The sequence below is a fragment of the Enterobacter sp. BIDMC92 genome, from assembly GCF_001030225.1.
Taxonomy (GTDB): Bacteria; Pseudomonadota; Gammaproteobacteria; order Enterobacterales; family Enterobacteriaceae; genus Enterobacter; species Enterobacter sichuanensis.
On the sequence record NZ_KQ087598.1, the window covers coordinates 1,759,672 to 1,783,925 of the forward strand.

Genomic DNA, 24,254 nt, shown 5'->3' on the forward strand with positions numbered 1-24,254 from the left:
CCTTAAAGCGCCTCAGCAGGCGGGTCGCATCAGCGCGTGGTAGCCGCGGTCAAACCACACCAGCCCTTGCGGTGCCGGGTGGCGGATAATCGAAACGATGTCGCAGAACAGAATGTCATGGGTACCAACGCTCACCACCTGGCTGATGCGGCAGTCAAAGGAGGCCAGCGCATCCTCCAGCCGTGGGCAGCCCGTGTCGCCCCTCTGCCAGCGGGCAGCGGCAAAGCGCTGTTCCATCGGCGTTTTGCCGCCAAACAGATTGGATAACGGCTCCTGCCCGGCGCTCAGGGTATTCACGCACAGGGTGCGGTTTTCGCTAAACGTGGGCCAGACGGACGCGCCGCGGTTCAGGCACACCAGCAGGGTGGGCGGTGAATCCGTGACGCTGCACACCGCGCTGGCGGTGAAGCCTGCTCTCCCCGCCGGGCCGTCAGTGGTGATGATATTGACCGCTGCGCCAACGCAGGCCATGGCGTCGCGAAAGGTCTGTTTATCCGGTGCTGTCATGTTCGCTCCTTACGCCAGCCCGCAGGCATCGTCGAAGTCCAGACGCGGCAGGCGTCCGTAAAGTTTGCCCGGGTCGCCATAGCCAATGTTGATCAGCAGGTTGCTTTTAAGCGTGGTGCCGGTGAAAAAGGCGTCGTCGACTTTTTGTCGGTCAAAGCCCGACATCGGGCCGGTATCCAGCCCCAGGGCGCGGCAGGCGAAAATCAGGTAAGCGGCCTGCATGGAGCTGTTGCGAAACGCCGTCTCTTCCGCAAGGGCGGGGCTGGTGGTAAACCAGCTTCTGGCATCACCGTGCGGGAACAGTTCGGGCAGGCGATCGTAAAATTCACTGTCCCAGGCCATGATGGCCGTAACCGGCGCCTCGAGCGTTTTCTCCAGGTTGCCGCTGGAGAGCGCCGGGCGCAGCTTCTCTTTTCCCTCTGCGCTTCGCACAAAGACTATCCGCGCCGGAGAGCAGTTGGCGGACGTTGGCCCCCATTTCATCAGGTCGTAGATCTCGCGCAGAACCTGGTCGCTGACCGGCATATCCAGCCAGCCGTTATGGGTGCGCGCGGAGGTAAACAGCGTCTCCAGCGCAGTGGGATTAATGGCTTCGCTCATTACAGCTCCTTATAACGCGGGTTCATGGCTGTGCAGCAGGCTGGCAAGCCCGTTCAGCAGCAGCGTGTTAAAGGTGTCTGGCTCGGTGACGTTGCAGGCATGTCCACCCTGGCGCATCACCACTTTCTGACTGCCGGGGATTGCCGCCTGCAGTTCAGCGGAGCAGACAGAAGGCACCAGCATGTCGTCGCTGGAGCAGATAAGATGTACCGGGCAGCGGATACGCGCGGCATGGCGGCTGAAGTCGGCTTTCTTCAGGGCGCTTAGCCGATGCAGCAGGTTGGTTTTCCCCTGGAAATGGGCCAGCGCCAGCGCCTCTTCCGCCTCCAGACGAGGGGCGCGGGCCGCCATCCAGTCTGCCGGGTAGAGAAACAGCGGCTGCGCCTCTACCCACGCCTGCGGGCCGCCGGAATGCAGCAGGCGCTCGCGGATCTGAAAGCAGCGGCGGGTGTGCGCGTTAAGGGTTAACCAGCCGTTAACGCACACCAGCGCGGTGAGGGCGTCGGGATGATCCAGCGCCAGCTGCAGGCCGACCAGCGCCCCCAGCGCATGGCCGACGACGCTGTAGCGGGCAATCCCGGCCTCCGCCAGCGCCCGGGCCAGTTCGTCCGCCATCTGCGCAAGGCTGTACCCTTCCGGCAGGGTATCGGGATTATTGCCCGTTCCGCGCTGGTCATAACAGACCACCTGATACTCCTGCTCCAGCGCGGCGAGCTGGGGCAGCCAGTAGCTGCCGCTGCCGCCGAGACCGGCAATCAGGACCACCGCGGGTGCCCCCTCATACGGGGGCGGTGAGACGGAGAGTTTCATGGCCGCCTCACTTCGCGATGTGGGCAACGGTGGCGATCTCAACCAGCGCTTCCGGCTTCACCAGCCCGCACTGAATGCAGAACCGGGCCGGTTTATCGCCGGGGAAGAACTCCGCGTAGATTTCGTTAATCGCGGCGTAGTTTTTCCAGTCGGTGATAAAGATGCTGTTGAAGGTCACATCCTCCATCGTGCCACCCGCTGTTTCGATCACCTTTTTGATGGTTTCCAGCACGTAGCGGGTTTGCGCCTTTGGGTCGTTGATAAACACCACGTTGTTGTCTTTATCAAACGGCAGCGTGCCGGAGACGTACACCACGCCGTCGGCGAGCGTGCCGGGCACAAACGGGGCGATGGGCGTGCTGGTGCCCGGCGGAATAATCACGGATTTCGGCATCGTTTTTCTCCTCAGGCGATACGGGCGAGTGGAGGATTCAGGGCGTCGCAGAACTCCGCGACGTTACTGACCCAGCCAAAAAAGGTTTCGATATTGAACAGGGCCGCTTTCTGGGCGAATTCCGGCCCGGCCTGATGGGTCGCGTCTTCCAGCACCACGCCGAAATACTCCAGGAAGAAGCCGTCGCGCAGGGTGGACTCCACGCAGACGTTGGTGGCGATACCGGTGAACACCAGATGGCGTATCCCCCGGCTGCGCAGCAGGCTGTCGAGCGGGGTGTTGAAAAAGCCGCTGTAGCGCGGTTTGGGCAGCACAATATCGCCTTCCTGCGGGACCAGTTCGTCCACCAGCTGATAATCCCAGCCGCCTTTCGCCAGCAGTTTGCCCTGCAACTCGGGCCGCTTGCGCATAGTTTTCAGGGCGTTCGATTTGTGGAAATTCGGTGAACCGGGGCCGCCGGCCTCAACGTACTGGTCGTCCCAGCCGTTCTGGAACCAGACAATGAGCATACCGGCGGCGCGTGCGGCGGCTACGGCGGTTTTGATATTCTCGATCACCGGTTGCGTCGCCGAGACGTCGAACCCCGCCAGATCCAGATACCCGCCGGGGCTGGCGTAGGCGTTTTGCATATCCACGACAATCAGCGCGCTCTGCTCAGGCGCAAAGGTAATGGCTTCCGGGCGTGCATTCAGGGTCGTCATTACGCCACCTCCTTCGTGACGGCAGGGATATGGGCGCGGCACTGCATCAGCGGCTGGATGCGCTCGCCGAAGGTTTCCACGCCAGTAAGGAAATCATCGAAGGTCAGCAGGACGCCTTCCGCGCCGGGAACGGCCGCCACTTCGTCAAGCATTCTGGCGACGCTGGCGTACGAGCCGACCAGCGTGCCCATATTGATGTTGACAGCGGAAGTCGGATCGGCCATCTGGCGCACGTTGGTATCCGCCCCGGAGCGGGTATCTTTCTGGCTCTGTTCGGTGAGCCAGCTCAGGGCCTCCTCGTCGGCGCCGTCTTTATAGCGCTCCCATTTCGCGCGGGCGGCGTCGTCGGTTTCGTCGGCGATCACCATAAACAGTACATACGAGCCCACGTCGCGCCCGGTTTTGTCGGCGGCCTCTTTCATCCGCGCGGCGGTCGGGGCGAAGGCGGCTGGCGTGTTGACGCCTTTACCGAAGCAGAAGTTGAAGTCGGCATATTTCGCCGAGAATGCCATTCCCGCGTCGCTCTGCCCGGCACAAATCACCTTCATGGGAACCGACGGCTGCGGGCTGACGCGGCAGTCGTTCATGGTGAAGAAATCCCCTTTGAAGTCGCTTTTGCCGGTACCCCACAGGTCGCGCAGCACCTGCACGTATTCGGTGAGGTAGTCGTAGCGACGAGAGAAGTAATCGTCACCCGGCCACAGCCCCATCTGCTCGTACTCCGGCTTTTGCCAGCCGGTGACCAGGTTGACGCCAAAACGCCCGCCGGAGATGGAGTCGATGGTCGAGGCCATGCGCGCCACGATGGCCGGAGGCAGGGTGAGCGTGGCGGCGGTCGCGTAAATCTGAATCCGCGAGGTGACCGCGGCCAGCCCGGCCATCAGGGTGAAAGACTCCAGGTTGTGATCCCAGAATTCGGTTTTGCCACCAAAGCCGCGCAGCTTGATCATCGAGAGCGCAAAGTCGAAGTGGTAGTGCTCCGCTTTTTGCACAATGGCCTTATTCAGCTCAAAGGTGGGCATGTATTGCGGTGCCGTGGTCGAGATAAGCCAGCCGTTGTTGCCGATGGGTACAAATACGCCAATTTTCATCACGAACCTCTCTTCATCTCAGTGTGGGGTGAAAGTCAGACGTGGCGCTGCATCCTGCATATCCTGTTAAGCCTCGTGAAAAGGGATCTGCAAAGGGGATGCCAGTTTTTAAAAAGGCTTTGTTATTAATGTGTTAATCAGAGGTTGGTGAATTGGAATCAAATAAAGTGGACTAAATGGTCAAAAGTAATGCACGCAAAAAAGGCAGCGGTGCGCGATGACGGTGCAGGGAGGCGAGGGTAATGCGGCAACGATCCCGGTGCGGAACAATTCATCACCAGACAACACGGATAGTGGTGCTCCATTCGCAAATTTCTTCACCCTTTTCAAATGCTTCATTTCCGTTTGGGAAACACAGGGTCAAATGTGCAAAAGGACACTGGCGCGCCTCACCGATGACTATCAAGCTTCCATTATTCAGTGGGGCGCTTCTAAGATAATTATTTAGGACACATATCTCTATAGCTTGTCATTTTCATCCTGGTTGCTGCCCCAGTTGATTTATTTATCTCATATAACTCAAAATAGCACATGTTATCGTCATTCCGGTTCCTGAATTCATATAATTTGTCTTTTTCAGGCCGGATAACAAAGTCTTTAGTACAAAGTCTACCATCGCTAAGATGGTTTGAAGGCCATACGCCTAATAATTTCCCCGCTCGAACATAATATTCTGCGCGGTCAAGAGGGTATACGCCATCTGGCAATTTTGATTTTTTAAAGCCCTTATCGATATATACGGGGTTACTTTCGAAAGTTGTTCTTACGTGAGGGTAGTATCCTTTTGGAGGCATCTTATATGGCTGATTACAATCAAAATCCCCCCACATCATAGAATCGCTGGTAAAACCAATAATTCTCACTTCAGCCCGGTCTCCAGAGGTGACATCCTGCACATGATTAACGACAACCTCGCGTTGTATGCATCCTGTCATTGCAATAGATATGAGGACGAAGGGGACGGCAGCCAACGTTTTTGTTTTTTTTTTGACATAAATCAAATCCTTTTTAACCATTATGTGTAACGGCATCACTCTACCAGTCCAATAATATTAACTCCAGCAGAACTGGACGGTGACAGTTGTATTCGCAATGTGATGCAGGGTAAAGAAAAATGAGTAACAAGGCTGCTGATGCGTCGTGGTGAGTCGGAAATAAAGACTTAAGTCAATTTTTTAAAATTAGGGATGTTCGTTCATATAGTGCTACCATATAATTTCAATGCTGGTATGTTTTTTTCAGCATTTGGTAAACTTGATACATATTACTGGGTGGGGGCTAACGTGGGTGTAAAAAGAGAATCGCATATGTAGCAGCATACCGATTTGGACCACATAAGCAGAAGTGCAGAATGTCCGCCTCTGGCACCACCGGGAAAAGAATTTCTGCTTTGAGCAAAAAGCGGACATCTTAAGTGGTTTTTTTGTTACTACCTCTATGTAGCCATGTTATATGGCTACATTTATAAAGAAGTAAGGATTAGTCTTTTCCCGGACCATAATTAAATTTTGTACCTTTGCCAATGGCGTAAAACTGTCCGCCAGCCACGTAATGGACAGTACGCAATTCATCAGGCGCATCATCAAAAATCCAGTGCCCATTTTTGAAAACGCGGTCATCACTCCATGCTCCGACAATTTCCCCCATGAACAAGTTGTGCTGCTTTTCATTTTCTACATTGGGTATGACCTTACAGACTAACCAGCCTGCGCAACCTTCAACTAAAGGAAGATCAAACTCTTTCTGATAAAACAGTGGAATTTTACTGTTTTTATCGGGTGTATCAGAATAACTGTGGCCTCCAGCATATAAAACCATTTCCATTTGTTTTACTACTGGGATCTGGACAACGTAATATCCGCTTTTTTCTACAAGCCCGCGAGTAAATGCCTGTGGACCTATAAAAGCCATCACTTTGTTATTGCCTACTAACCCCACCCAAGCCGCTGCCATGACATTTTCAATGCCATCATTTTTAGCAGATATCATCGTCGTTGGCCCGACCTGCAATAAACGATAGGCTTTGTTTAACTCTACTGGTTGAATTGACATAATTTACTCTTTTGGGTTCTGATAAAAAATTAAGACAGGTTACTTATTTGATTGTTCGATTATATGACTGGAATAGTTGCAAATTAATTGCTATTATCTAAATACATTATTGCAATTTTCACAACAATCATGAACAAACTTGATGCTCTAAAATTTTTTATCATTGCCTCTGAGACCCTAAACTTCCGCGAAGCAGCCATAAAGTTGTCGGTTTCACCATCAGTAGTAACCCGAACAGTCGCTGAGTTGGAGAAACAACTTGGTGAACCTCTTTTCAAACGCAATACTCGTTCGATCTTTCTCACCAGTTTTGGTGAGTTATTTTTACCCCAAGCGAAGCGACTGCTGGAAGATTCTGAAAAACTATTTCAGACAGCGAAAGATGATAATGAAATGAAGGGTATTGTTCGTATCACATTACTTCGATTTCCAAATCATGAACAAATCTTGTATGAACTATTGACTGCACTACGTCCATATCCTGAGTTATTTATCGATTGGCGTTTAGATATGATGAAACTTGATACTATCGAGCATCGTATCGATATAGGTATACGCGTAGGGCGAGAACCTAATCCAAACTTTATCATTAAAAATATCGGGCAAGTTGAACATATTTTGGTTGCGTCTCCTGAACTCATTGCGCGCCTGGGAGCACCAATTGATTTAGAAGATCTTCGACAGCGTTATCCATTTAGTGGTTTAATTAATCCTGAGACGGGAAAATCATTTGAGTTTATGAGTGACGCAGTGAATACTTTTGTCCCTCGCCATATTGAGTTTTATACTACAGACCCATACGCCGAAATTCAGGCTGCATTGGCCGGGAAAACGGTTGTACAATCCAGCGATTTTATCTGTAGGGAGTACTTAGCAAGCGGCCAACTTGTTCCCACACTGCCTGAACTGCGACAGGAGAAATGGCAATTTTATTTATATCGGCCTTACCAGTTGATTACTCCCAAAAGGGTGACGGTCGTTTTTTCGCTATTAGAAAAAATATTACGCAAATATTTCGCATCAAAATAACCGTCTCCTCAACGTCCGCTCCTGGCACAAAGCGGACTGTCTAAAGGGCCGAGGAACCCGCTATAAAGAACGGTTAGTCACATTCGCATTGGCCTCCCACAATAGCTTTTCCTTGTCGATTTTGCACAGACTCTGTACCCCAGGATGTCGAGAGAAAGCAGGGCTTTTGCTATGCTATGGCAAACCAATAAGGAGAGCGGGAATGACACAAGGCGCAGTGAAAACACCAGGTAAACGTTCGCAGGCCGTGAGTGCCAAGAAGCAGGCGATCCTCAGCGCGGCGCTGGAGACTTTTTCACAGTTTGGTATTCACGGCACGCGCCTGGAGCAGGTGGCGGAGCAGGCCGGGGTGTCCAAAACCAATCTGCTCTACTATTACCCGTCGAAAGAGGCGCTGTATGTCGCGGTGATGCAGCAGATCCTCGACATCTGGCTGGCGCCGCTGAAAGCGTTTCGTGAAGAGTTGGCCCCGCTGGTGGCAATCAAAGAGTACATTCGCCTGAAGCTGGAGGTCTCGCGCGATTACCCGCAGGCATCAAGGCTGTTCTGTCTGGAGATGCTGCAGGGCGCGCCGCTGTTGCAGGCGGAGCTGACGGGGGATTTAAAACAGCTGGTTGACGACAAGTCGGCCATTATTGCCGGATGGGTGGCCAGCGGAAAGCTGGCGCCCGTCGACCCGCATCATCTGATCTTTATGATTTGGGCTTCAACCCAGCATTACGCTGACTTTGCGGCCCAGGTTGAGGCGGTGACCGGAAAAACGCTTCAGGATGAAGCGTTTTTCCACAGCACCCTGGAAAACGTGCAGCGGATGATTATCGAAGGGATTCGCGTGCGTTAGTTTCCCGGCGGGAGAGGGCAGCTTAAGTCGCCCTCTTCACACTGCATCAGCGAGGCCAGAAACGCTTCACGCTCCGCGGTTTTCTCCGTCAGGCACTGATTAACAATCATCGGCTGAATGCTGCCGCCTTCCGTACCCGAACCGATAAACGTACAGTCCGCATCACGCAGGGTAATCCACGCCTGCTGCGCTTTTTTCAGCAGGTCGCGCTGAGGGGCTGCCGCGCGCTTGATGGCCGCCTGATACGTCTGGTTGAGCTTTTTATCGGCAGCCTGATACTGCTGCGCGCTACAGGTATTCAGTTCAAGCTGGGTGGTCGCTTTGTCGCACTCGTCGGCCAGCGCGCTGGCGCTCAGCAGCAGTGCTGCACCTGCGATAAGAAATCGTTTCATACACTCCCCAATTAAATAAGGCTCCGTCTCCGGAGCCTTATTAGCACAGCGTTAGCCGATTGTCATCAGGCTGGCGTTACCGCCTGCCGCCGCGGTATTGACGCTGAGTGAACGTTCCACGTACAGACGCTCCAGCAGCAGGTTGGTTTCCCCGCGCGCGAAGCCCTGCACCGAAACAATTGCCCCGCTGCGGGCCGCCACCTGTTCGCACAGTTCGCGCAGCTGGTCCGAATCACCGTGATAGATCACCGCGTCAAACGGCTGCGTCAGCAGCGCATCGGCCTTCGCGAAGTGAATGCGCGCCGAGACCGCTTTCGGCAGCTGTTTTGCCAGGTCGCGGTGCAGCGCATCTTCCGGCCACAGCACTTCACAACCGGTTGCCATCGCTGCGGCCAACTGCACCAGCGCATCCTGCTCGTTATCCGCCACGCACAGCACGCGCTCGCGCGGCATCAGCGTCCAGGTGTTGCGCTCGCCGGTTGGCCCTGGCAGCAGACGCTGCGTACCGGCCTGCGCCAGCTCGCCGTACTGCTGTGCGAGCGCACGCAGTTCAGGACGTTTTTCCGCCCATGTGATGAGGGCTTCCAGCGGCTGCGTCAGCACGGTTTTCAGCTGCGCGTCTACCGGATAGTCCGCGTCCTGACGCGCCAGCGTTACGCCCAGCGCGTTCTCCGGACGGTTCGCCAGCAGACGGTACAGGTAGAGCGGGCCGCCCGCTTTCGGACCGGTGCCGGAGAGGCCTTCGCCGCCGAACGGCTGCACACCCACCACCGCGCCGACCATGTTGCGGTTAACGTACAGGTTACCCACTTTGGCGTTACCGGTGACCTGCGCGATGGTCTCGTCGATACGGGTATGCACCCCGAGCGTCAGGCCATAGCCGGAGGCGTTGATCTGCTCAATCAGCGCGTTGAGGTTATTGCGGTTGTAGCGCACCACGTGCAGTACCGGACCGAAGACCTCTTTTTTCAGCTCGTCGAAGCTTGCCAGCTCAATCAGCGTTGGCGGCACAAAGGTGCCGGTACGCCATTCGCGGGCATCTTCACTGGTTTCACGCACGGCCTGGAACACCGGACGGCCTTTCGCGCGCATCGCCTGAATATGGTTTTCGATATTGGCTTTCGCTTCCGCGTCGATCACCGGCCCGATGTCGGTGGTGAGACGGCCCGGGTTGCCCATGCGGCATTCGGCCATCGCGCCGCGCAGCATCTTCAGCGTGTGGTCGGCCACGTCATCCTGCAGGCACAGCACGCGCAGGGCGGAGCAGCGCTGACCGGCGCTGTCAAAGGCGGAGGCCAGCACGTCAACCACCACCTGCTCGGTGAGCGCGGAGGAGTCGACGATCATGGCGTTCATCCCGCCGGTTTCGGCGATGAGCGGAGTCGGACGACCCTGCGCATCCAGACGGGTGGCAATATTGCGCTGCAGCAGGGAGGCCACTTCGGTTGAGCCGGTGAACATCACGCCGCGCACGCGGTTATCGGCGGTCAGTCTGGCGCCTACCGTTTCACCACGTCCTGGCAGCAACTGAACCACGCCCGCCGGCACGCCGGCTTCCAGCAGGATGTTGATGCCCTGCGCGGCAATCAGCGGGGTTTGCTCTGCCGGTTTGGCCAGCACGCTGTTGCCTGCGGCCAGAGCGGCGGCAATCTGGCCGGTGAAGATCGCCAGCGGGAAGTTCCACGGGCTGATACAGACGACCGGACCCAGCGGACGGTGGGTTTCGTTATCGAAATCATCGCGCACCTGGCCTGCGTAATAATGCAGGAAGTCGACCGCCTCGCGCACTTCGGCAATGGCGTTGCTGAAGGTTTTCCCCGCTTCGCGCACCAGAATGCCGATAAGCTGTTGCATCTGATCTTCCATCAGCACCGCCGCGCGTTCCAGAATGGCGGCGCGCTCCTGCGGCGGGGTGGCGAACCAGATAGGGGCGTTGTTCACCGCGCTCTGCAGCGCCTGCTCTACTTCCGCGTCGGTGGCTTCACGCACGTAGCCGACGATATCTTTTGGCTCCGCCGGGTTGATCACCGGCTGCATTTCACCGTCAGCAACCGGCTGCTCCAGCATCGGTTTGGCCTGCCATTTCTGCAGCGCGCTGTTGAGCAGGGCAGAGGAGAGGGAGGCCAGACGGTGTTCGTTGGCAAGATCCAGACCCGCCGAGTTAACGCGGCCTTTGCCGTACAGCTCGCGCGGTAGGGGAATTTTCGGATGCGGCAGGCCAATCTGACCTTCCTGAGCCGCCATCTTCTCAACGGCCAGTACCGGATCGGCCACCAGCTCGTCCAGCGGCAGCGTGGTGTCGGCGATGCGGTTAACGAAGGAGGTGTTCGCACCGTTTTCCAGCAAACGACGCACCAGGTACGCCAGCAGGGTTTCGTGGGTGCCCACCGGGGCGTAAATACGGCATGGGCGGTTGAGCTTGCCGTCCGCCACTTTCCCGGTCACCTGTTCGTACAGCGGTTCACCCATGCCGTGCAGGCACTGGAACTCGTACTGGCCCGGATAGTAGTTCTGCCCGGCCAGGCTGTAAATCGCCGCCAGGGTGTGGGCGTTGTGGGTGGCGAACTGCGGATAGATCAGGTTCGGCACGCCAAGCAGTTTTTTCGCACAGGCGAGGTAAGAGACGTCGGTGTAAACCTTGCGGGTATACACCGGATAGCCTTCCAGCCCTTCCATCTGGGCGCGTTTGATTTCGCTGTCCCAGTAGGCGCCTTTCACCAGACGGATCATCAGGCGGCGACGGCTGCGGCTGGCGAGGTCAATCAGGTAATCAATGACGAACGGGCAGCGCTTCTGGTAGGCCTGGATAACGAAACCAATGCCGTTCCAGCCCGCCAGCTCCGGCTCGAAGCACAGTTTTTCCAGCAGATCGAGGGAGATCTCCAGACGGTCGGCCTCTTCGGCGTCGATGTTGATCCCAATATCATACTGGCGCGCCAGCAGGGTCAGGGACTTCAGGCGCGGATAGAGCTCTTCCATTACCCGGTCGTACTGCGCGCGGCTGTAGCGCGGGTGCAGGGCGGAGAGCTTAATTGAGATGCCCGGGCCTTCATAAATACCGCGGCCGTTAGAGGCCTTGCCGATGGCGTGGATTGCCTGCTGATACGAAACCATATAGGCCTGCGCGTCGGCGGCGGTCAGGGCGGCTTCGCCCAGCATGTCATAGGAGTAACGGAAACCTTTATCTTCCAGTTTGCGGGCATTCGCCAGCGCTTCGGCAATGGTTTCGCCGGTCACAAACTGCTCGCCCATCAGGCGCATCGCCATGTCCACGCCTTTGCGGATCAGCGGCTCGCCGCTCTTACCGATAATGCGGTTCAGGGAGCGGGAGAGGTTGGCTTCGTTATGGGTCGAGACCAGTTTACCGGTAAACAGCAGGCCCCAGGTCGCGGCATTAACGAACAGCGACGGGCTGCGGCCAATGTGCGAATGCCAGTTACCGTTGCTGATCTTGTCGCGGATCAGCGCGTCGCGGGTGGCTTTATCCGGAATACGCAGAAGCGCTTCCGCCAGACACATCAGCGCCACACCTTCCTGTGAAGAGAGGGAGAACTCCTGCAGCAGACCCTGTACCATCCCGGCGCGGCCGGTGGCGGTCTTCTGGTTACGCAGTTTGTCCGCCAGCTGATACGCCAGGCTGTGCGCCCGGGCGGCAATCTCCTCCGGCAGACGGGCCTGCTCCAGCAGCATCGGTACCGCGTCGGTTTCGGCGCGACGGTATGCGGCGGTAATGGCGGCGCGGCTGACGGACTGCGGCAGGATCTGCTCGGCGAAATCGAGGAACGGCTGGTGATTTTCGTCGCCAGTGACCGGTGCTTCCTCGCTTTCATTGGCGGCACCGGCGAGCAGGGCAGGCAGTTCCGGCAGGCCCTCGTCGCTCTCGAGCCTTTCGAGGTAGTTAAAAATCGCCTGCTTAATTAACCAGTGCGGCGTGCGGTCAATGCGGGTTGCTGCGGTCTTAATCCGTTCGCGGGTAGCGTCATCCAGCTTAACCCCCATGGTGGTCATACCCATGCCAAAGCTCCTGTTGTTCTTTCATCGTGTTTGGTCGTTAGCGTGAAATATCCACCATGTTGCAACTTTGTGCAACCGTGTTAAATGTGACCTGGTCTGCAACCCAGAAAATGAATGGATTGTTAATGAATGGTTAGCTGAAAAAACGCACCAGACCCGTGACGGGAAGCCTGGTTTTATGCGGGAGTTAACACTTTTCAAAGGTGCAACCCGTAAAAGCGTGAGCGAGTGCAACCTATAGGAAACTCGTATCAAACCGGGGATGAAATTGATGTAAATGCAGTGTTAAATCGTTTGTCAGCGGGAGGCGCATACGGCAGGATAGCGCGCCCAACCGAAACACAAGATACCATCACCTCGTTCCGGTGATCATATAACAAGGCAACCTGGACGGTTGTCGCTCGACACTTTTGGAGAATTTGAATGGCAATTAGCACACCGATGCTGGTGACATTTCTCGTTTATATTTTTGGCATGATCCTGATAGGGTTTTTGGCATGGCGTTCAACGAAAAACTTTGACGACTACATTCTGGGCGGACGCAGTTTAGGCCCGATGGTCACCGCACTCTCAGCGGGCGCATCGGATATGAGCGGCTGGCTGCTGATGGGTCTGCCGGGGGCGATTTTCATCTCTGGTATCTCCGAAAGCTGGATCGCCATCGGTCTGACCGTGGGCGCATGGATCAACTGGAAGCTGGTGGCAGGCCGTCTGCGCGTGCATACCGAAGCGAACAATAACGCCCTGACGCTGCCGGATTACTTCACCGGACGCTTTGAAGATAACAGCCGCATCCTGCGCATTATCTCTGCTGTCGTTATTCTGCTGTTCTTTACCATCTATTGTGCCTCCGGCATTGTGGCCGGTGCGCGCCTGTTCGAAAGCACCTTCGGCATGAGCTACGAAACCGCCCTGTGGGCCGGTGCTGCCGCCACTATTCTGTACACCTTCGTGGGCGGCTTCCTCGCCGTTAGCTGGACTGACACCGTGCAGGCGAGTCTGATGATTTTCGCGCTGATCCTGACCCCGGTGATTGTGATTTTCACCGTCGGCGGCTTTGGTGAATCGCTGGAAGTGATCAAGCAGAAGAGCATTGAAAACGTCGATATGCTTAAAGGGCTGAACTTTGTGGCCATCGTGTCGCTGATGGGCTGGGGTCTGGGCTACTTCGGTCAGCCACACATTCTGGCGCGCTTTATGGCCGCGGACTCTCACCACACCATCGTCCATGCCCGTCGTATCAGTATGACGTGGATGATCCTCTGCCTGGCCGGGGCGTGTGCGGTAGGCTTCTTCGGTATCGCGTACTTCAGCAATAACCCGGCGCAGGCGGGCGCGGTGAACCAGAACGCCGAGCGCGTGTTTATCGAGCTGGCGCAGATTCTGTTTAACCCGTGGATTGCCGGTATTCTGCTCTCCGCCATTCTCGCGGCGGTGATGTCCACCCTGAGCTGTCAGCTGCTGGTCTGCTCCAGTGCCATCACCGAAGACCTCTACAAAGCCTTCCTGCGTAAGGGCGCGAGCCAGAAAGAGCTGGTGTGGGTAGGGCGCTTTATGGTGCTGCTGGTGGCGCTGGTGGCGATTGCGCTGGCGGCCAACCCGGAAAACCGCGTGCTGGGCCTCGTGAGCTACGCGTGGGCAGGCTTCGGTGCGGCGTTTGGTCCGGTGGTGCTGTTCTCCGTCATGTGGTCACGCATGACCCGTAACGGCGCGCTGGCGGGGATGATTATCGGTGCGGTCACCGTTATCGTCTGGAAACAGTTCGCTTGGCTGGGGCTGTACGAAATCATTCCAGGCTTCATCTTCGGCAGTATCGGCATCGTGGTCTTCAGCCTGCTGGGTAAAGCACCGTCTGCCTCCATGCAGAAACGTTTTGCCGAAGCAGATGCGCACTACCACTCTGCACCGCCGTCTAAGCTGCAGCCTGAATAATCCTCCCCCTCACCTTAACCCTCTCCCCAAAGGGGAGAGGGAATAAACCTCTCTTGCTAAATTCTGCAATTTACGTTGATATCGCTGTGCTTATAACAATGAGGATAGCGACACATGACAATCAAAACAGGGTTAATGGCAGGGGCATTATTGCTGCTGGCAGGCTGCACCGTACCGTCGCAGCACGCTACGGTTGAAACCTGCAAAGCGGATAACCAGATGCAGCAAACCACGCTCTATTTCGGACTGAATCGCCCGGCCGGGGCGCAGATCACCAGCAACGAATGGCAGCAGTTTGTCGACCAGGACGTGACGCCGCGTTTTCGCGATGGCTTAACGGTGTTTGACGCGCGGGGGCAGTGGCTGGGGAACGACGGGAAAGTGGCGCGTGAACCGAGCAAGGCGCTGATGCTGATCCACGGTAACGATGCGCAGAGCGAGAAGAACATCGAAGCGTTACGCGGGATATATAAGTCCCGCTTTGCGCAGGAGTCGGTGATGCGTGTCGACCAGCCGGTGTGCGTACAGTTTTAATGAAAAACGGCGGGATTACCCGCCGTTGTTGTACCGTAGGCCGGGATCGCTGCGCGTCACCCGGCAAAAAAATTACAACACCAACCCCGCAAAGCTCGCCGACAGCAAACTCACCAGCGTCGCGCCGTAGACCAGACGCAGACCGAAACGCGACACCACGTTCCCCTGCTGCTCGTTCAGGCCCTTGATCGCGCCCGCCACGATGCCGATGGAGGCAAAGTTCGCAAACGACACCAGGAAGACGGATAAAATCCCCAGCCCGCGCGGGGACATCTGATGCGCGATTTTTTGCAGCTCAATCATCGCCACAAATTCATTCGCCACCAGTTTGGTTGCCATAATACTGCCCGCGTTTAAGGCGTCACTGAGCGGTATCCCCACCAGCCACGCCAGAGGATAAAATACATACCCCAGGATCTGCTGGAAGCTCATGCCAAATACGCTGGAGAAGAGGGCGTTAACGGCGCTAATAAGGGCGATAAAGCCGATCAGCATAGCCAGAATAATCATCGCCACTTTAAAACCGGCCAGAATATATTCGCCGAGCATCTCGAAGAAACTCTGGGATTCATGCAGTTTTTCGAGCTTAACCTCCGGCTCCGCTTCCGGGCGCGCCGGGTTGATGACCGAGAGAATAATAAAGGTGCTGAACATGTTGAGAATCAGTGCCGCGACGACATATTTGGCATCGAGCATGGTCATATAGGCGCCGACAATCGACAGGGAGACCGTCGACATGGCCGTGGCCGCCATGGTGAACAGACGACGAGAAGAGAGATCGCCCAGCACGCCTTTGTAGGCAATGAAGTTTTCAGACTGACCGAGGATCAGCGAACTCACCGCGTTAAAGGATTCCAGCTTGCCCATACCGTTCAGTTTGGACAGCAGCGTGCCAATCACCCGAATAAAAATCGGCAGAATGCGCCAGTGCTGAAGAATACCAATCAGCGCGGAAATAAAAATAATCGGGCAAAGCACGCCGAGGAAAATGAACGCCAGCCCTTTTTCCCCCATTCCGCCAAAGACGAAATTGGTGCCTTCGCCGGCAAATTTGAGCAGTGACTCAAAAAATCCGGAGACGTATTTAATCAGGAATAACCCGCTTTCGGCATGCAGGAAAAAGAACGCCAGCGCAATTTCAATAACAATCAGCTGTAAAACAAAACGAAGGCGAATTTTTCGGCGGTCAAAACTTGTAAGCCAGGCCAGCGCAAGAATAATGACCAGCGCCAGCAGGAAATGGACAATTTTAAACATGGTTTATTTTCAGTTAGGTTGCGAGGCGGATATTTAGCCACAGCCCTGAATCAGCGTAAATGGGCATTTTCGTTATAACTTATAAACCTGAACGTTACGTACGTCATTATTATCAGGCTTTGCGTTTACAACTCGTCATCAAAACAGCGTACATTTCGCTTGTGTTTCTTTCCGCGGTAATGATAATCACTATCACAAGAATTTACCTTTCTTTGCATCAGTTGACCGCGATAAACATTTAAGGTGTCGGCATGTTTGTTCCATTTCTCATTATGTTACGTGAAGGGCTCGAAGCTGCCCTCATCGTTAGCCTCATCGCCAGTTATCTGAAGCGAACCCAGCGTGGGCGCTGGATTGGCGTGATGTGGGTCGGGGTATTCCTTGCCGCGGCGCTTTGTCTGGGCCTGGGTATCCTTATCAACGAAACCACCGGGGAGTTCCCGCAGAAAGAGCAGGAGCTGTTTGAAGGTATCGTCGCTGTGATTGCGGTGGTGATCCTCACCTGGATGGTGTTCTGGATGCGTAAAGTCTCGCGTAACGTGAAGGTGCAGTTGGAACAGGCGGTGGATAACGCGCTGCAAAAGGGCAATAACCACGGCTGGGCGCTGATCATGATGGTCTTTTTCGCCGTCGCGCGTGAAGGGCTGGAGTCGGTTTTCTTCCTGCTGGCGGCATTCCAGCAGGATGTGGGGATCTGGCCACCGGTAGGCGCCTTGCTGGGCCTTGCCACCGCCGTGGTGCTCGGTTTCCTGCTCTACTGGGGCGGTATTCGCCTTAACCTGGGCGCCTTCTTCAAGTGGACCAGCCTGTTTATTCTGCTGGTGGCGGCGGGGCTGGCGGCGGGGGCAATTCGCGCCTTCCATGAAGCAGGCCTGTGGAACCATTTCCAGGACGTGGCGTTTGACCTTAGCAACGTTCTCTCCACGCACTCGCTAACCGGCACCCTGCTCGAAGGTATCTTCGGTTACCAGGAAACGCCGAGCGTCAGTGAAGTGGCGATGTACTTTATTTATCTGGTTCCGGCGCTGGTGCTGTTTGCTCTGCCGCCGCGCACCGGCACGCAGGCGTCGCGCGTTACGCCATAATTTTAGTTTTAGTTACAACATACTTTTAAAGGGAAGAGTCATGGCAATTCAGTTCCGTCGTAGTGCGTTATGCGCAGGCATTGCCGCGCTGTTCGCTTCTGCATTCTCCGCCTGGGGCGCGGATGTTCCTCAGGTTAAAGTGACCGTCAATGACAAACAGTGTGAGCCGATGACGCTCACGGTGAACAGCGGCAAAACCCAGTTCATTATTCAGAACCACAGCCAGAAAGCGCTGGAGTGGGAGATCCTGAAAGGGGTTCTGGTGGTGGAAGAGCGCGAAAACATCGCCCCTGGCTTCAGCCAGAAGATGACCGCTAACCTGCAGCCGGGCGAATATGAGATGACCTGCGGCCTGCTGACCAACCCGAAAGGAAAGCTCATCGTCAAAGGTGAAGCAACGGCCGATGCGGCGAAAGGCGCTGCGGTGCTGAGCCTGGGTGAGGCCATTACCGCGTATAAAGCGTATGTCACAAAAGAGACGGCGGACCTGGCGGCAGCAACCAAAGCCTTTACCGATGCGGTGAAAGCCGGTGACATCGAAAAAGCGAAATCCCTCTATGCGCCGACCCGTCAGCACTACGAGCGTATCGAACCGATTGCCGAGCTGTTCTCCGATCTGGATGGCAGCATTGATGCCCGCGAAGATGATTTCGAGCAGAAAGCCGCCGATCCAAAATTCACCGGTTTCCACCGTCTTGAGAAAGCCCTGTTCGGCGATAACACCACCAAAGGGATGGAGAAGTATGCCGACCAGCTGAACAGCGACGTGCTGGAGCTGCAAAAGCGCATCAGCGAGCTGGCCTTCCCGCCGTCAAAAGTGGTGGGCGGTGCGGCCGGTCTGATTGAAGAAGTGGCCGCGAGCAAAATCAGCGGTGAAGAGGACCGCTACAGCCATACCGATCTGTGGGACTTCCAGGCTAACGTCGACGGCGCGCAGAAAATTGTTAACCTGCTGCGTCCTCAGCTGCAGAAAGAGAACGGCGAACTGCTGGCGAAAGTGGACGCCAACTTCAAAAAGGTCGACACCATTCTGGCGAAGTACCGTACCAAAGACGGTTTTGAAACTTACGACAAGCTGACCGATGCCGACCGTAACGCGCTGAAAGGCCCGATTACCGCCCTGGCGGAAGATCTCTCCCTGCTGCGCGGCGTACTGGGTCTGGACTAAGCACCATGAATAAGCATAACGAGAACGACGTGGCTGAGCCTTCCCGTCGTCGGTTGTTAAAAGGGGTCGGGGCGCTGGGTGGCGCCTTTGCCCTGGCAGGCGGCTGTCCGGTGGCGCATGCGGCGAAACCGCAAAGCGCGCCCGGCACGCTGCCACCCAATGCCCGCATGGAGACGCAGCCATTTTATGGCGAGCATCAGGCTGGCATTCTGACTCCACAGCAGGCTTCCATGATGCTGGTGGCCTTTGATTCGCTGGCCAGCGATAAAGCTGACCTGGAGCGTCTGTTCCGCCTGCTGACCACGCGCATCGCGTTTCTCACGGCGGGGGGACCGGCTCCCGACACGCCGAACCCGCGGCTGCCGCCCATGGACTCCGGTATTCTGGGGCCGTTTATCGCCCCGGATAACCTGACCATTACCGTTTCGCTCGGGGAATCGCTGTTTGATGCGCGCTACGGGCTGGCAAAACAGAAGCCGAAAGCGCTGCAAAAAATGACGCGTTTCCCTAATGACTCGCTCGATGCCGCCCTCTGCCACGGCGATCTGCTCCTGCAGATTTGCGCCAATACGCAGGACACGGTGATCCACGCCCTGCGCGACATCATCAAGCACACGCCGGATCTGCTCAGCGTGCGCTGGAAGCGGGAAGGGTTTATCTCAGACCATGCCGCCCGCAGCAAAGGCAAGGAGACGCCTGTCAACCTGCTGGGCTTTAAGGACGGCACGGCTAACCCGGACAGCCAAAATGGTGCGCTGATGAAAGAGGTGGTGTGGGTTACTGCCGATCAGGGCGAGCCGGCATGGGCGGTCGGCGGAAGTTACCAGGCGGTGCGAATTATTCAGTTCCACGTCGAGTTCTGGGACCGTACGCCGCTCAAAGAGCAGCAGACGATCTTTGGTCGTGATAAGCAAAGCGGGGCGCCGCTCGGCATGAAGAATGAGCATGACGTGCCCGACTACGCCAGCGATCCGAATGGCGATGTGATTGCGCTCGACAGCCATATTCGTCTGGCCAACCCGCGCACCAAAGAGACGCAGTCCAGCCTGATGATGCGCCGGGGATACAGCTACTCGCTCGGGGTGACCAACTCCGGTCAGCTCGATATGGGGCTGCTGTTCGTCTGCTACCAGCACGATCTCGAGAAGGGGTTCCTGACTGTACAGAAGCGCTTAAACGGCGAAGCGCTGGAAGAGTACATTAAACCTATCGGCGGCGGCTATTTCTTTGCTCTGCCAGGCGTGCGCGACAGCAACGCGTATCTCGCTCAGGGTCTTATTGAAGCCTGATAATTGTCCCCGCAACCGTTCGCGGGGACATTATTTTTTCATATGACTATCCTGCTGTTATATTTCTGTAATATTTCTGTATGAGACTGATTTCCACTGTAGGGACAGTCCTAAAAGTTGCATTCAGGTAAAATAAATGTTGCATTTATGATAACTCCTGATGTACTTAAGATAAGACAGCGGTAGTTCCCGGCAGTGATGCTGTATCACTATGGAGATCGCGAATGGTTGCGTCCTGTACTGGACAAGGTAAACATAACAACCGCAGCACCCGGCGCGGAGGCTCAGACTCCGGCAGCGATTTCCTCACCACTAAATTCTCCCCCATCCCTCAAGAATCTGATTCGACCGACGTGCAGAACGGTGCGCGTAGCTGTTCCGTATCGTCATCCGATAAAGCAAGCAATGGCTTACAAGGAAGCCAACCCTCTGATGTTCGTGCGCATAATCGTGCCGAAGCTGGCGCGTGTGATGAATACCAACAACTCAAGGTGCTATCCATGGGAAGACAAAAAGCAGTGATCAAAGCTCGTCGCGAAGCAAAACGTGTGCTGAGACGGGATTCACGTAGCCATAAACAGCGTGAAGAAGAATCGGTCACCTCGCTTGTGCAGATGAGTGGCGTAGAAGCAATTGGCATGGCCCGTGACAGCCGTGATAATTCTCCAATTGTGGCGCGCAATGAGGCTCAGGCGCACTACCTGAATGCTATCGAGAGTAAACAACTCATCTTTGCAACCGGTGAAGCCGGATGCGGGAAAACCTGGATCAGTGCGGCCAAAGCGGCGGAAGCGCTGATCCATAAGGACGTGGAAAGAATCATTGTTACCCGTCCGGTACTGCAGGCTGATGAAGATCTCGGTTTCTTACCCGGAGATATTTCGGAGAAGTTTGCCCCGTACTTCAGGCCCGTCTATGACGTGCTGGTGAAACGTCTGGGCGCATCCTTTATGCAGTACTGCCTGCGACCAGAGATTGGCAAGGTGGAAATCGCGCCGTTCGCCTATATGCGCGGACGTACATTTGAAAATGCGGTCGTCATTCTTGACGAGGCTCAGAACGTGACCGCTGCGCAAATGAAGATGTTTTTAACGCGCCTCGGGGAGAACGTGACGGTTATCGTTAACGGCGATATTACCCAGTGTGACCTGCCATCCGGCGTGAAATCCGGATTAAGCGACGCCATGTCACGTTTTGAGGAAGATGAGATGATTGGGGTGGTACGCTTTACCAAAGAGGATTGCGTGCGCTCGGCGCTCTGTCAGCGGACGCTGCAAGCGTATTACTGAATTTGCTGTTGTGTTCAAGGCCCGGGAAACCGGGCTTTGTTTTTTGTGCATTTTATTCCCTCTCCCTTGGGGAGAGGGCCAGGGGGAGGGGCTCAGACCGCACCGAGCTGCATCTGGCTCCGGGGGGGATTGACTCGCTGCGCTCGCCCTGCGGGCAGCCTGTTCGCTGCGCTCCCAGTCTGTCCAACTGGCTGTCGCCAGTTGTCGAACCCCGGTCGGGGAGTCTCATCCCCCCTGCATGTTTGCAACATGCAAAAAAAAAGCCCGCATTTTCATGCGAGCTCTTCTTTAAATATGGCGGTGAGGGGGGGATTCGAACCCCCGATACGTTGCCGTATACACACTTTCCAGGCGTGCTCCTTCAGCCACTCGGACACCTCACCATATTGTTTTGCTGCCTGACCGCTTGGGGGGCAACGGGGCGCTACTATAGGGAGTTGCGCTAACACGGTCAAGCAGATTTTCAGCTTTACTGCCTGTTCGGTTAAGCAATAATCAGCTCCACGGTTTTTACGCCGTGGAGCAGGGGATTAACGCTGTGAATCGAGCACTTCGCTGTTTTTAACCACTTCCTGCGCTTTGCTGTAGCTTTCGATCAGCAACTGATACGCCGGGAAGATGTGGGTGTACACTTCCGCCCACTCCGCAGCATCTTCACGGTTCCATGTCCGCTGGATCTCAGAAGCTACCGCCGCCGTGTCCATCGGCACCACGCCAGCCTGTACCACACGCGCCAGGGTGATCTCTTGCGCCATTTTGCTGTAGGTACCGGAGGCATCAATTACCGCAAACACTTTATACCCGTCGGCAACCGCGCTGATTGACGGGAACGCCATGCAGACGCTGGTAATGGTGCCCGCAATAATCAACGTTTTGCGTCCCGTCGCTTTCACCGCCGCCACGAATTCCGGGTTATCCCAGGCGTTGATCTCACCTTTGCGGGCAACATACTGCGCATGTGGCGCGTTGGCGTGGATCTCCGGGATCAGCGGTCCGTTCGGCCCTTGGGGGACAGACGCCGTGGTAATCACCGGGATCTTCGCCAGGGTAGCGATTTTTGCCAGCGCTGCCGCACGGGCACGCAGCTCCGGCATTGGCATATCCCCGACGGTCTGGAACAGACCACTCTGGTGGTCAATAAGCAACATCACCGCATCGTTAACATCAATGACCGGACGAGCGCCATTAAAATTGGCAGGTGTAGACATGTTCTTCTCCTTTATTACGATCGGATCTGGCCGAAGCGGCCGGAATTGAAATCACGAATGGCTTCGTTGATTTCGGTTTTACTGTTCATCACAAACGGGCCATAGCCCACGATAGGTTCATTCAGTGGCTCACCCGCCATCAGCAGCACTTTGGCATCGCTGCTGGCTTCCAGGTGCAGCTTGTCGCCTTCCTGACTCAACACGACCAGCTGGGCTTCACCCGCCTGAGCGGTACCGTTCACCGAGATACTGCCTTCAAGTACAACCAGCGCTGTGCTCCAGCCTTCCGGCTGAGTGAACGTGACGTGACTGCCCTGATTCAGGGTGATGTCCCAGACGTTCAGCGGCGAAAACGTGTGCGCCGGGCCGGCCACGTCGTTGTAATGACCGGCAATAACCCGCAGCGAGCCGCTGTTTTCAGGCAGCGTCACCACCGGAATATCGGCTTTGGTGATACTCTGATAGCCTGGCGCGGCCATTTTGTCTTTCGCCGGCAGGTTGACCCAGAGCTGCATCATTTTCAGTTCCCCGCCTTTCTGCGCGAAGGCGCTGGAGTGGAACTCCTCGTGCAAAATGCCTGCGCCTGCGGTCATCCACTGCACGTCGCCGGGGCCAATGACGCCGCCTTTCCCGGTGGAGTCGCGGTGCTCTACTTCGCCGGAATAGACGATGGTGACCGTTTCAAAACCCCGATGTGGGTGCTGGCCAACGCCGCGCTTTGCGCCATCTGCCGGGAAGCTGTACGGGCCCGCGTAATCCAGCAGCAGAAACGGGCTGAGGGGCTCGCCGTGCGTCTGATAAGAGAACATTGAACGGACCGGGAAACCGTCGCCAACCCAGTGCTGACGAGGAGCGGTATAAACGCCAGTTACGTTTTTCATGATTTACTCCTGATGTTCTGTTGATGTAATTAGCTTATATTCAGCGTTAATATCCCGGTAGATAGTGAAAATGGCATTCACTGTTCTGAAATTGGAACGATGAGGATTTATGCAGGATCTCAATGACTTCGTCTGGTTTGTGAAAGTGGTCGACTACGGTGGCTTTGCGGCGGCGGGACGGGCGCTCGACCTGCCCAAATCCAGGCTAAGCCGCCGGATAGCGCAGCTTGAAGAGCGGCTGGGCGTGCGGCTTATCCATCGCACAACCCGGCAGTTTACGGTGACCGAGGTCGGACAGACCTTCTATCAGCACTGTAAAGCGATGATGGTGGAGGCGGAGGCTGCGGAGGAAGCCGTGGCGGCGCTGCAGGCAGAACCGCGCGGTATCGTCAGGCTTACCTGTCCCGTCACCTTATTGCATGTGCATGTTGGCCCAATGCTGGCAAGATTTATGGCGCGCTATCCGGGGATCAACCTCCAGCTGGAAGCGACAAATCGGCGGGTCGATCTGGTAGGAGAGGGAATTGATGTGGCGATCCGCGTGCGTCCACGGCCGTTTGATGACAGCGACCTGGTGTTAAGGGTGCTGGCCGACCGGGGACATTGCCTGGTGGCAAGCCCGGCGCTGATTGCACGGCTGGGGAAACCGTCCATGCCGTCTGAACTCAGCGCCTGGCCTGGTTTAAGTATGGGTGAGGGTAAACACATCCACAAATGGACACTCTCCGGACCCGACGGGGCGAAAGCGGAGGTCCATTATCATCCCCGGTTGATCACCACGGACATGCTTGCGCTCCGTGAAGCCGCGATGGCAGGCATTGGCGTGGTGCAGTTGCCGATTTTGATGGTGAAGGATCAGCTGGCGTCCGGGGAGCTGGTTCGGGTACTTGAGGCATGGGAACCGCGACGGGAAGTGATTCATGCTGTTTATCCTTCCAGACGCGGGTTGCTGCCGTCTGTCAGGGCGCTGGTGGATTTTCTTACCGAAGAGTATGCGAAGATGGCGGAAGACTAGCACTTCCCTCTCCCCTGGGGAGAGGGCAGGGTGAGGGGCTCAGGCCGCACCGTGCTGCATCTGGCTCCGGGGGGGATTGACTCGCTTCGCTCGCCCTGCGGGCAGCCTGTTCGCTGCGCTCTCAGTCTGTCCAACTGGCTGTCGCCAGTTGTCGAACCCCGGTCG

General features: G+C 56.1%; 22 protein-coding genes and 1 tRNA gene. 9 read left to right on the plus strand and 14 right to left on the minus strand.

Going from position 1 to position 24,254, the window contains the following annotated elements; genetic code table 11:
- Positions 1–12: 12 nt before the first annotated feature.
- The 8 genes from rutF to SP99_RS08095 all read right to left on the minus strand — a co-directional run bounded on the left by rutF (position 13) and on the right by SP99_RS08095 (position 6,155).
- Positions 13–507: an NADH-dependent FMN reductase RutF gene (rutF, locus tag SP99_RS08055; RefSeq protein ID WP_045284633.1), complete on the minus strand. Its 495-nt coding sequence runs from the start codon at positions 505–507 to the stop codon at positions 13–15.
- Positions 508–516: 9 nt separating this feature from the next.
- Entirely contained in the window at positions 517–1,107 is a 591-nt protein-coding gene (locus SP99_RS08060; RefSeq protein WP_047958239.1) for a malonic semialdehyde reductase, read from the minus strand.
- A gap of 9 nt (positions 1,108–1,116) precedes the next feature.
- Positions 1,117–1,917 (minus strand): pyrimidine utilization protein D, encoded by an 801-nt coding sequence (gene rutD, locus SP99_RS08065; RefSeq protein WP_047958240.1) that lies wholly within the window; start codon positions 1,915–1,917, stop codon positions 1,117–1,119.
- A gap of 7 nt (positions 1,918–1,924) precedes the next feature.
- Positions 1,925–2,311 carry a pyrimidine utilization protein C gene (rutC, locus tag SP99_RS08070; RefSeq protein WP_047958241.1) on the minus strand — a complete coding sequence of 129 codons (387 nt, stop codon included), beginning with the start codon at positions 2,309–2,311 and terminating at the stop codon, positions 1,925–1,927.
- 11 nt (positions 2,312–2,322) lie between these two features.
- A complete protein-coding gene (gene rutB, locus SP99_RS08075; protein WP_045284630.1) occupies positions 2,323–3,012 on the minus strand; it encodes a pyrimidine utilization protein B in 690 nt (229 codons plus the stop codon).
- Positions 3,012–4,103, minus strand: a complete 1,092-nt coding sequence (gene rutA / locus SP99_RS08080; RefSeq protein WP_025755879.1) for a pyrimidine utilization protein A — start codon at positions 4,101–4,103, stop codon at positions 3,012–3,014. Before rutA ends, rutB begins: the two co-directional genes overlap by 1 nt.
- Positions 4,104–4,543: 440 nt before the next feature.
- Entirely contained in the window at positions 4,544–5,134 is a 591-nt protein-coding gene (locus tag SP99_RS08090; protein ID WP_231584223.1) for a hypothetical protein, read from the minus strand.
- A gap of 448 nt (positions 5,135–5,582) precedes the next feature.
- A complete protein-coding gene (locus SP99_RS08095) occupies positions 5,583–6,155 on the minus strand; it encodes a flavin reductase family protein (RefSeq protein ID WP_047958243.1) in 573 nt (190 codons plus the stop codon).
- Between the two features lie 129 nt (positions 6,156–6,284).
- Here SP99_RS08095 and SP99_RS08100 point away from each other — a divergent pair, with 129 nt between their 5' ends.
- Both SP99_RS08100 and rutR read left to right on the plus strand, forming a co-directional pair.
- Positions 6,285–7,184: a LysR family transcriptional regulator gene (locus tag SP99_RS08100; RefSeq protein WP_045284713.1), complete on the plus strand. Its 900-nt coding sequence runs from the start codon at positions 6,285–6,287 to the stop codon at positions 7,182–7,184.
- A 202-nt stretch (positions 7,185–7,386) separates the two neighbouring features.
- Positions 7,387–8,025, plus strand: a complete 639-nt coding sequence (gene rutR, locus SP99_RS08105; protein WP_025755874.1) for an HTH-type transcriptional regulator RutR — start codon at positions 7,387–7,389, stop codon at positions 8,023–8,025.
- Here the strand turns inward: rutR and SP99_RS08110 are convergent.
- Together SP99_RS08110 and putA are read right to left on the minus strand one after the other, a co-directional pair.
- A complete protein-coding gene (locus tag SP99_RS08110; RefSeq protein WP_047958244.1) occupies positions 8,022–8,417 on the minus strand; it encodes a lysozyme inhibitor LprI family protein in 396 nt (131 codons plus the stop codon). The genes rutR and SP99_RS08110 overlap by 4 nt on opposite strands.
- A gap of 51 nt (positions 8,418–8,468) precedes the next feature.
- Positions 8,469–12,431 carry a trifunctional transcriptional regulator/proline dehydrogenase/L-glutamate gamma-semialdehyde dehydrogenase gene (putA, locus tag SP99_RS08115; RefSeq protein WP_047958245.1) on the minus strand — a complete coding sequence of 1,321 codons (3,963 nt, stop codon included), beginning with the start codon at positions 12,429–12,431 and terminating at the stop codon, positions 8,469–8,471.
- 423 nt (positions 12,432–12,854) lie between these two features.
- Between putA and putP the strand changes: the two genes are divergently transcribed.
- Together putP and SP99_RS08125 are read left to right on the plus strand one after the other, a co-directional pair.
- On the plus strand, positions 12,855–14,363 hold the full coding sequence (gene putP / locus SP99_RS08120) for a sodium/proline symporter PutP (protein WP_045284624.1): 1,509 nt from the start codon (positions 12,855–12,857) through the stop codon (positions 14,361–14,363).
- A gap of 114 nt (positions 14,364–14,477) precedes the next feature.
- Positions 14,478–14,897, plus strand: a complete 420-nt coding sequence (locus SP99_RS08125) for a DUF3574 domain-containing protein (RefSeq protein WP_025755870.1) — start codon at positions 14,478–14,480, stop codon at positions 14,895–14,897.
- 72 nt (positions 14,898–14,969) lie between these two features.
- On the opposite strand, the gene SP99_RS08130 is transcribed toward SP99_RS08125, so the two are convergent.
- Entirely contained in the window at positions 14,970–16,154 is a 1,185-nt protein-coding gene (locus tag SP99_RS08130; protein WP_047958246.1) for a NupC/NupG family nucleoside CNT transporter, read from the minus strand.
- A 251-nt stretch (positions 16,155–16,405) separates the two neighbouring features.
- Between SP99_RS08130 and efeU the strand changes: the two genes are divergently transcribed.
- The 4 genes from efeU (at position 16,406) to phoH (ending at position 20,985) form a co-directional block, all read left to right on the plus strand.
- The gene (gene efeU, locus SP99_RS08135; RefSeq protein ID WP_025755868.1) at positions 16,406–17,239 is read left to right on the plus strand and encodes an iron uptake transporter permease EfeU; all 834 of its coding nucleotides are present in this window, start codon (positions 16,406–16,408) and stop codon (positions 17,237–17,239) included.
- Positions 17,240–17,279: 40 nt separating this feature from the next.
- Positions 17,280–18,407 (plus strand): iron uptake system protein EfeO, encoded by a 1,128-nt coding sequence (efeO, locus tag SP99_RS08140; protein ID WP_025755867.1) that lies wholly within the window; start codon positions 17,280–17,282, stop codon positions 18,405–18,407.
- Between the two features lie 5 nt (positions 18,408–18,412).
- Entirely contained in the window at positions 18,413–19,696 is a 1,284-nt protein-coding gene (gene efeB, locus SP99_RS08145) for an iron uptake transporter deferrochelatase/peroxidase subunit (protein WP_025755866.1), read from the plus strand.
- A 500-nt stretch (positions 19,697–20,196) separates the two neighbouring features.
- Positions 20,197–20,985 (plus strand): phosphate starvation-inducible protein PhoH, encoded by a 789-nt coding sequence (gene phoH / locus SP99_RS08150; RefSeq protein ID WP_024908976.1) that lies wholly within the window; start codon positions 20,197–20,199, stop codon positions 20,983–20,985.
- Between the two features lie 295 nt (positions 20,986–21,280).
- Here phoH and SP99_RS08155 read toward each other — a convergent pair.
- The 3 genes from SP99_RS08155 to SP99_RS08165 form a co-directional block, all read right to left on the minus strand.
- Positions 21,281–21,368: transfer RNA gene (locus SP99_RS08155), tRNA-Ser, on the minus strand.
- Between the two features lie 147 nt (positions 21,369–21,515).
- Entirely contained in the window at positions 21,516–22,193 is a 678-nt protein-coding gene (locus tag SP99_RS08160; RefSeq protein ID WP_047958247.1) for an isochorismatase family protein, read from the minus strand.
- Positions 22,194–22,207: 14 nt separating this feature from the next.
- Positions 22,208–23,074, minus strand: coding sequence for a pirin family protein (locus SP99_RS08165; protein WP_047958248.1), 867 nt, complete (start codon positions 23,072–23,074; stop codon positions 22,208–22,210).
- A gap of 109 nt (positions 23,075–23,183) precedes the next feature.
- On the opposite strand from SP99_RS08165, the gene SP99_RS08170 reads away from it, so the two are divergent.
- The gene (locus tag SP99_RS08170; RefSeq protein ID WP_047958249.1) at positions 23,184–24,089 is read left to right on the plus strand and encodes a LysR family transcriptional regulator; all 906 of its coding nucleotides are present in this window, start codon (positions 23,184–23,186) and stop codon (positions 24,087–24,089) included.
- Positions 24,090–24,254 lie beyond the last annotated feature (165 nt).

Bases quoted from the DNA above. Each gene is read 5' to 3' on its own strand.
- rutF (WP_045284633.1), bottom strand. From the start codon at position 507: ATGACAGCACCGGATAAACAGACCTTTCGCGACGCCATGGCCTGCGTT.
- SP99_RS08060 (WP_047958239.1), bottom strand. From the start codon at position 1,107: ATGAGCGAAGCCATTAATCCCACTGCGCTGGAGACGCTGTTTACCTCC.
- rutD (WP_047958240.1), bottom strand. From the start codon at position 1,917: ATGAAACTCTCCGTCTCACCGCCCCCGTATGAGGGGGCACCCGCGGTG.
- rutC (WP_047958241.1), bottom strand. From the start codon at position 2,311: ATGCCGAAATCCGTGATTATTCCGCCGGGCACCAGCACGCCCATCGCC.
- rutB (WP_045284630.1), bottom strand. From the start codon at position 3,012: ATGACGACCCTGAATGCACGCCCGGAAGCCATTACCTTTGCGCCTGAG.
- rutA (WP_025755879.1), bottom strand. From the start codon at position 4,103: ATGAAAATTGGCGTATTTGTACCCATCGGCAACAACGGCTGGCTTATC.
- SP99_RS08090 (WP_231584223.1), bottom strand. From the start codon at position 5,134: ATGCCGTTACACATAATGGTTAAAAAGGATTTGATTTATGTCAAAAAA.
- SP99_RS08095 (WP_047958243.1), bottom strand. From the start codon at position 6,155: ATGTCAATTCAACCAGTAGAGTTAAACAAAGCCTATCGTTTATTGCAG.
- SP99_RS08100 (WP_045284713.1), top strand. From the start codon at position 6,285: ATGAACAAACTTGATGCTCTAAAATTTTTTATCATTGCCTCTGAGACC.
- rutR (WP_025755874.1), top strand. From the start codon at position 7,387: ATGACACAAGGCGCAGTGAAAACACCAGGTAAACGTTCGCAGGCCGTG.
- SP99_RS08110 (WP_047958244.1), bottom strand. From the start codon at position 8,417: ATGAAACGATTTCTTATCGCAGGTGCAGCACTGCTGCTGAGCGCCAGC.
- putA (WP_047958245.1), bottom strand. From the start codon at position 12,431: ATGGGTATGACCACCATGGGGGTTAAGCTGGATGACGCTACCCGCGAA.
- putP (WP_045284624.1), top strand. From the start codon at position 12,855: ATGGCAATTAGCACACCGATGCTGGTGACATTTCTCGTTTATATTTTT.
- SP99_RS08125 (WP_025755870.1), top strand. From the start codon at position 14,478: ATGACAATCAAAACAGGGTTAATGGCAGGGGCATTATTGCTGCTGGCA.
- SP99_RS08130 (WP_047958246.1), bottom strand. From the start codon at position 16,154: ATGTTTAAAATTGTCCATTTCCTGCTGGCGCTGGTCATTATTCTTGCG.
- efeU (WP_025755868.1), top strand. From the start codon at position 16,406: ATGTTTGTTCCATTTCTCATTATGTTACGTGAAGGGCTCGAAGCTGCC.
- efeO (WP_025755867.1), top strand. From the start codon at position 17,280: ATGGCAATTCAGTTCCGTCGTAGTGCGTTATGCGCAGGCATTGCCGCG.
- efeB (WP_025755866.1), top strand. From the start codon at position 18,413: ATGAATAAGCATAACGAGAACGACGTGGCTGAGCCTTCCCGTCGTCGG.
- phoH (WP_024908976.1), top strand. From the start codon at position 20,197: ATGGGAAGACAAAAAGCAGTGATCAAAGCTCGTCGCGAAGCAAAACGT.
- SP99_RS08160 (WP_047958247.1), bottom strand. From the start codon at position 22,193: ATGTCTACACCTGCCAATTTTAATGGCGCTCGTCCGGTCATTGATGTT.
- SP99_RS08165 (WP_047958248.1), bottom strand. From the start codon at position 23,074: ATGAAAAACGTAACTGGCGTTTATACCGCTCCTCGTCAGCACTGGGTT.
- SP99_RS08170 (WP_047958249.1), top strand. From the start codon at position 23,184: ATGCAGGATCTCAATGACTTCGTCTGGTTTGTGAAAGTGGTCGACTAC.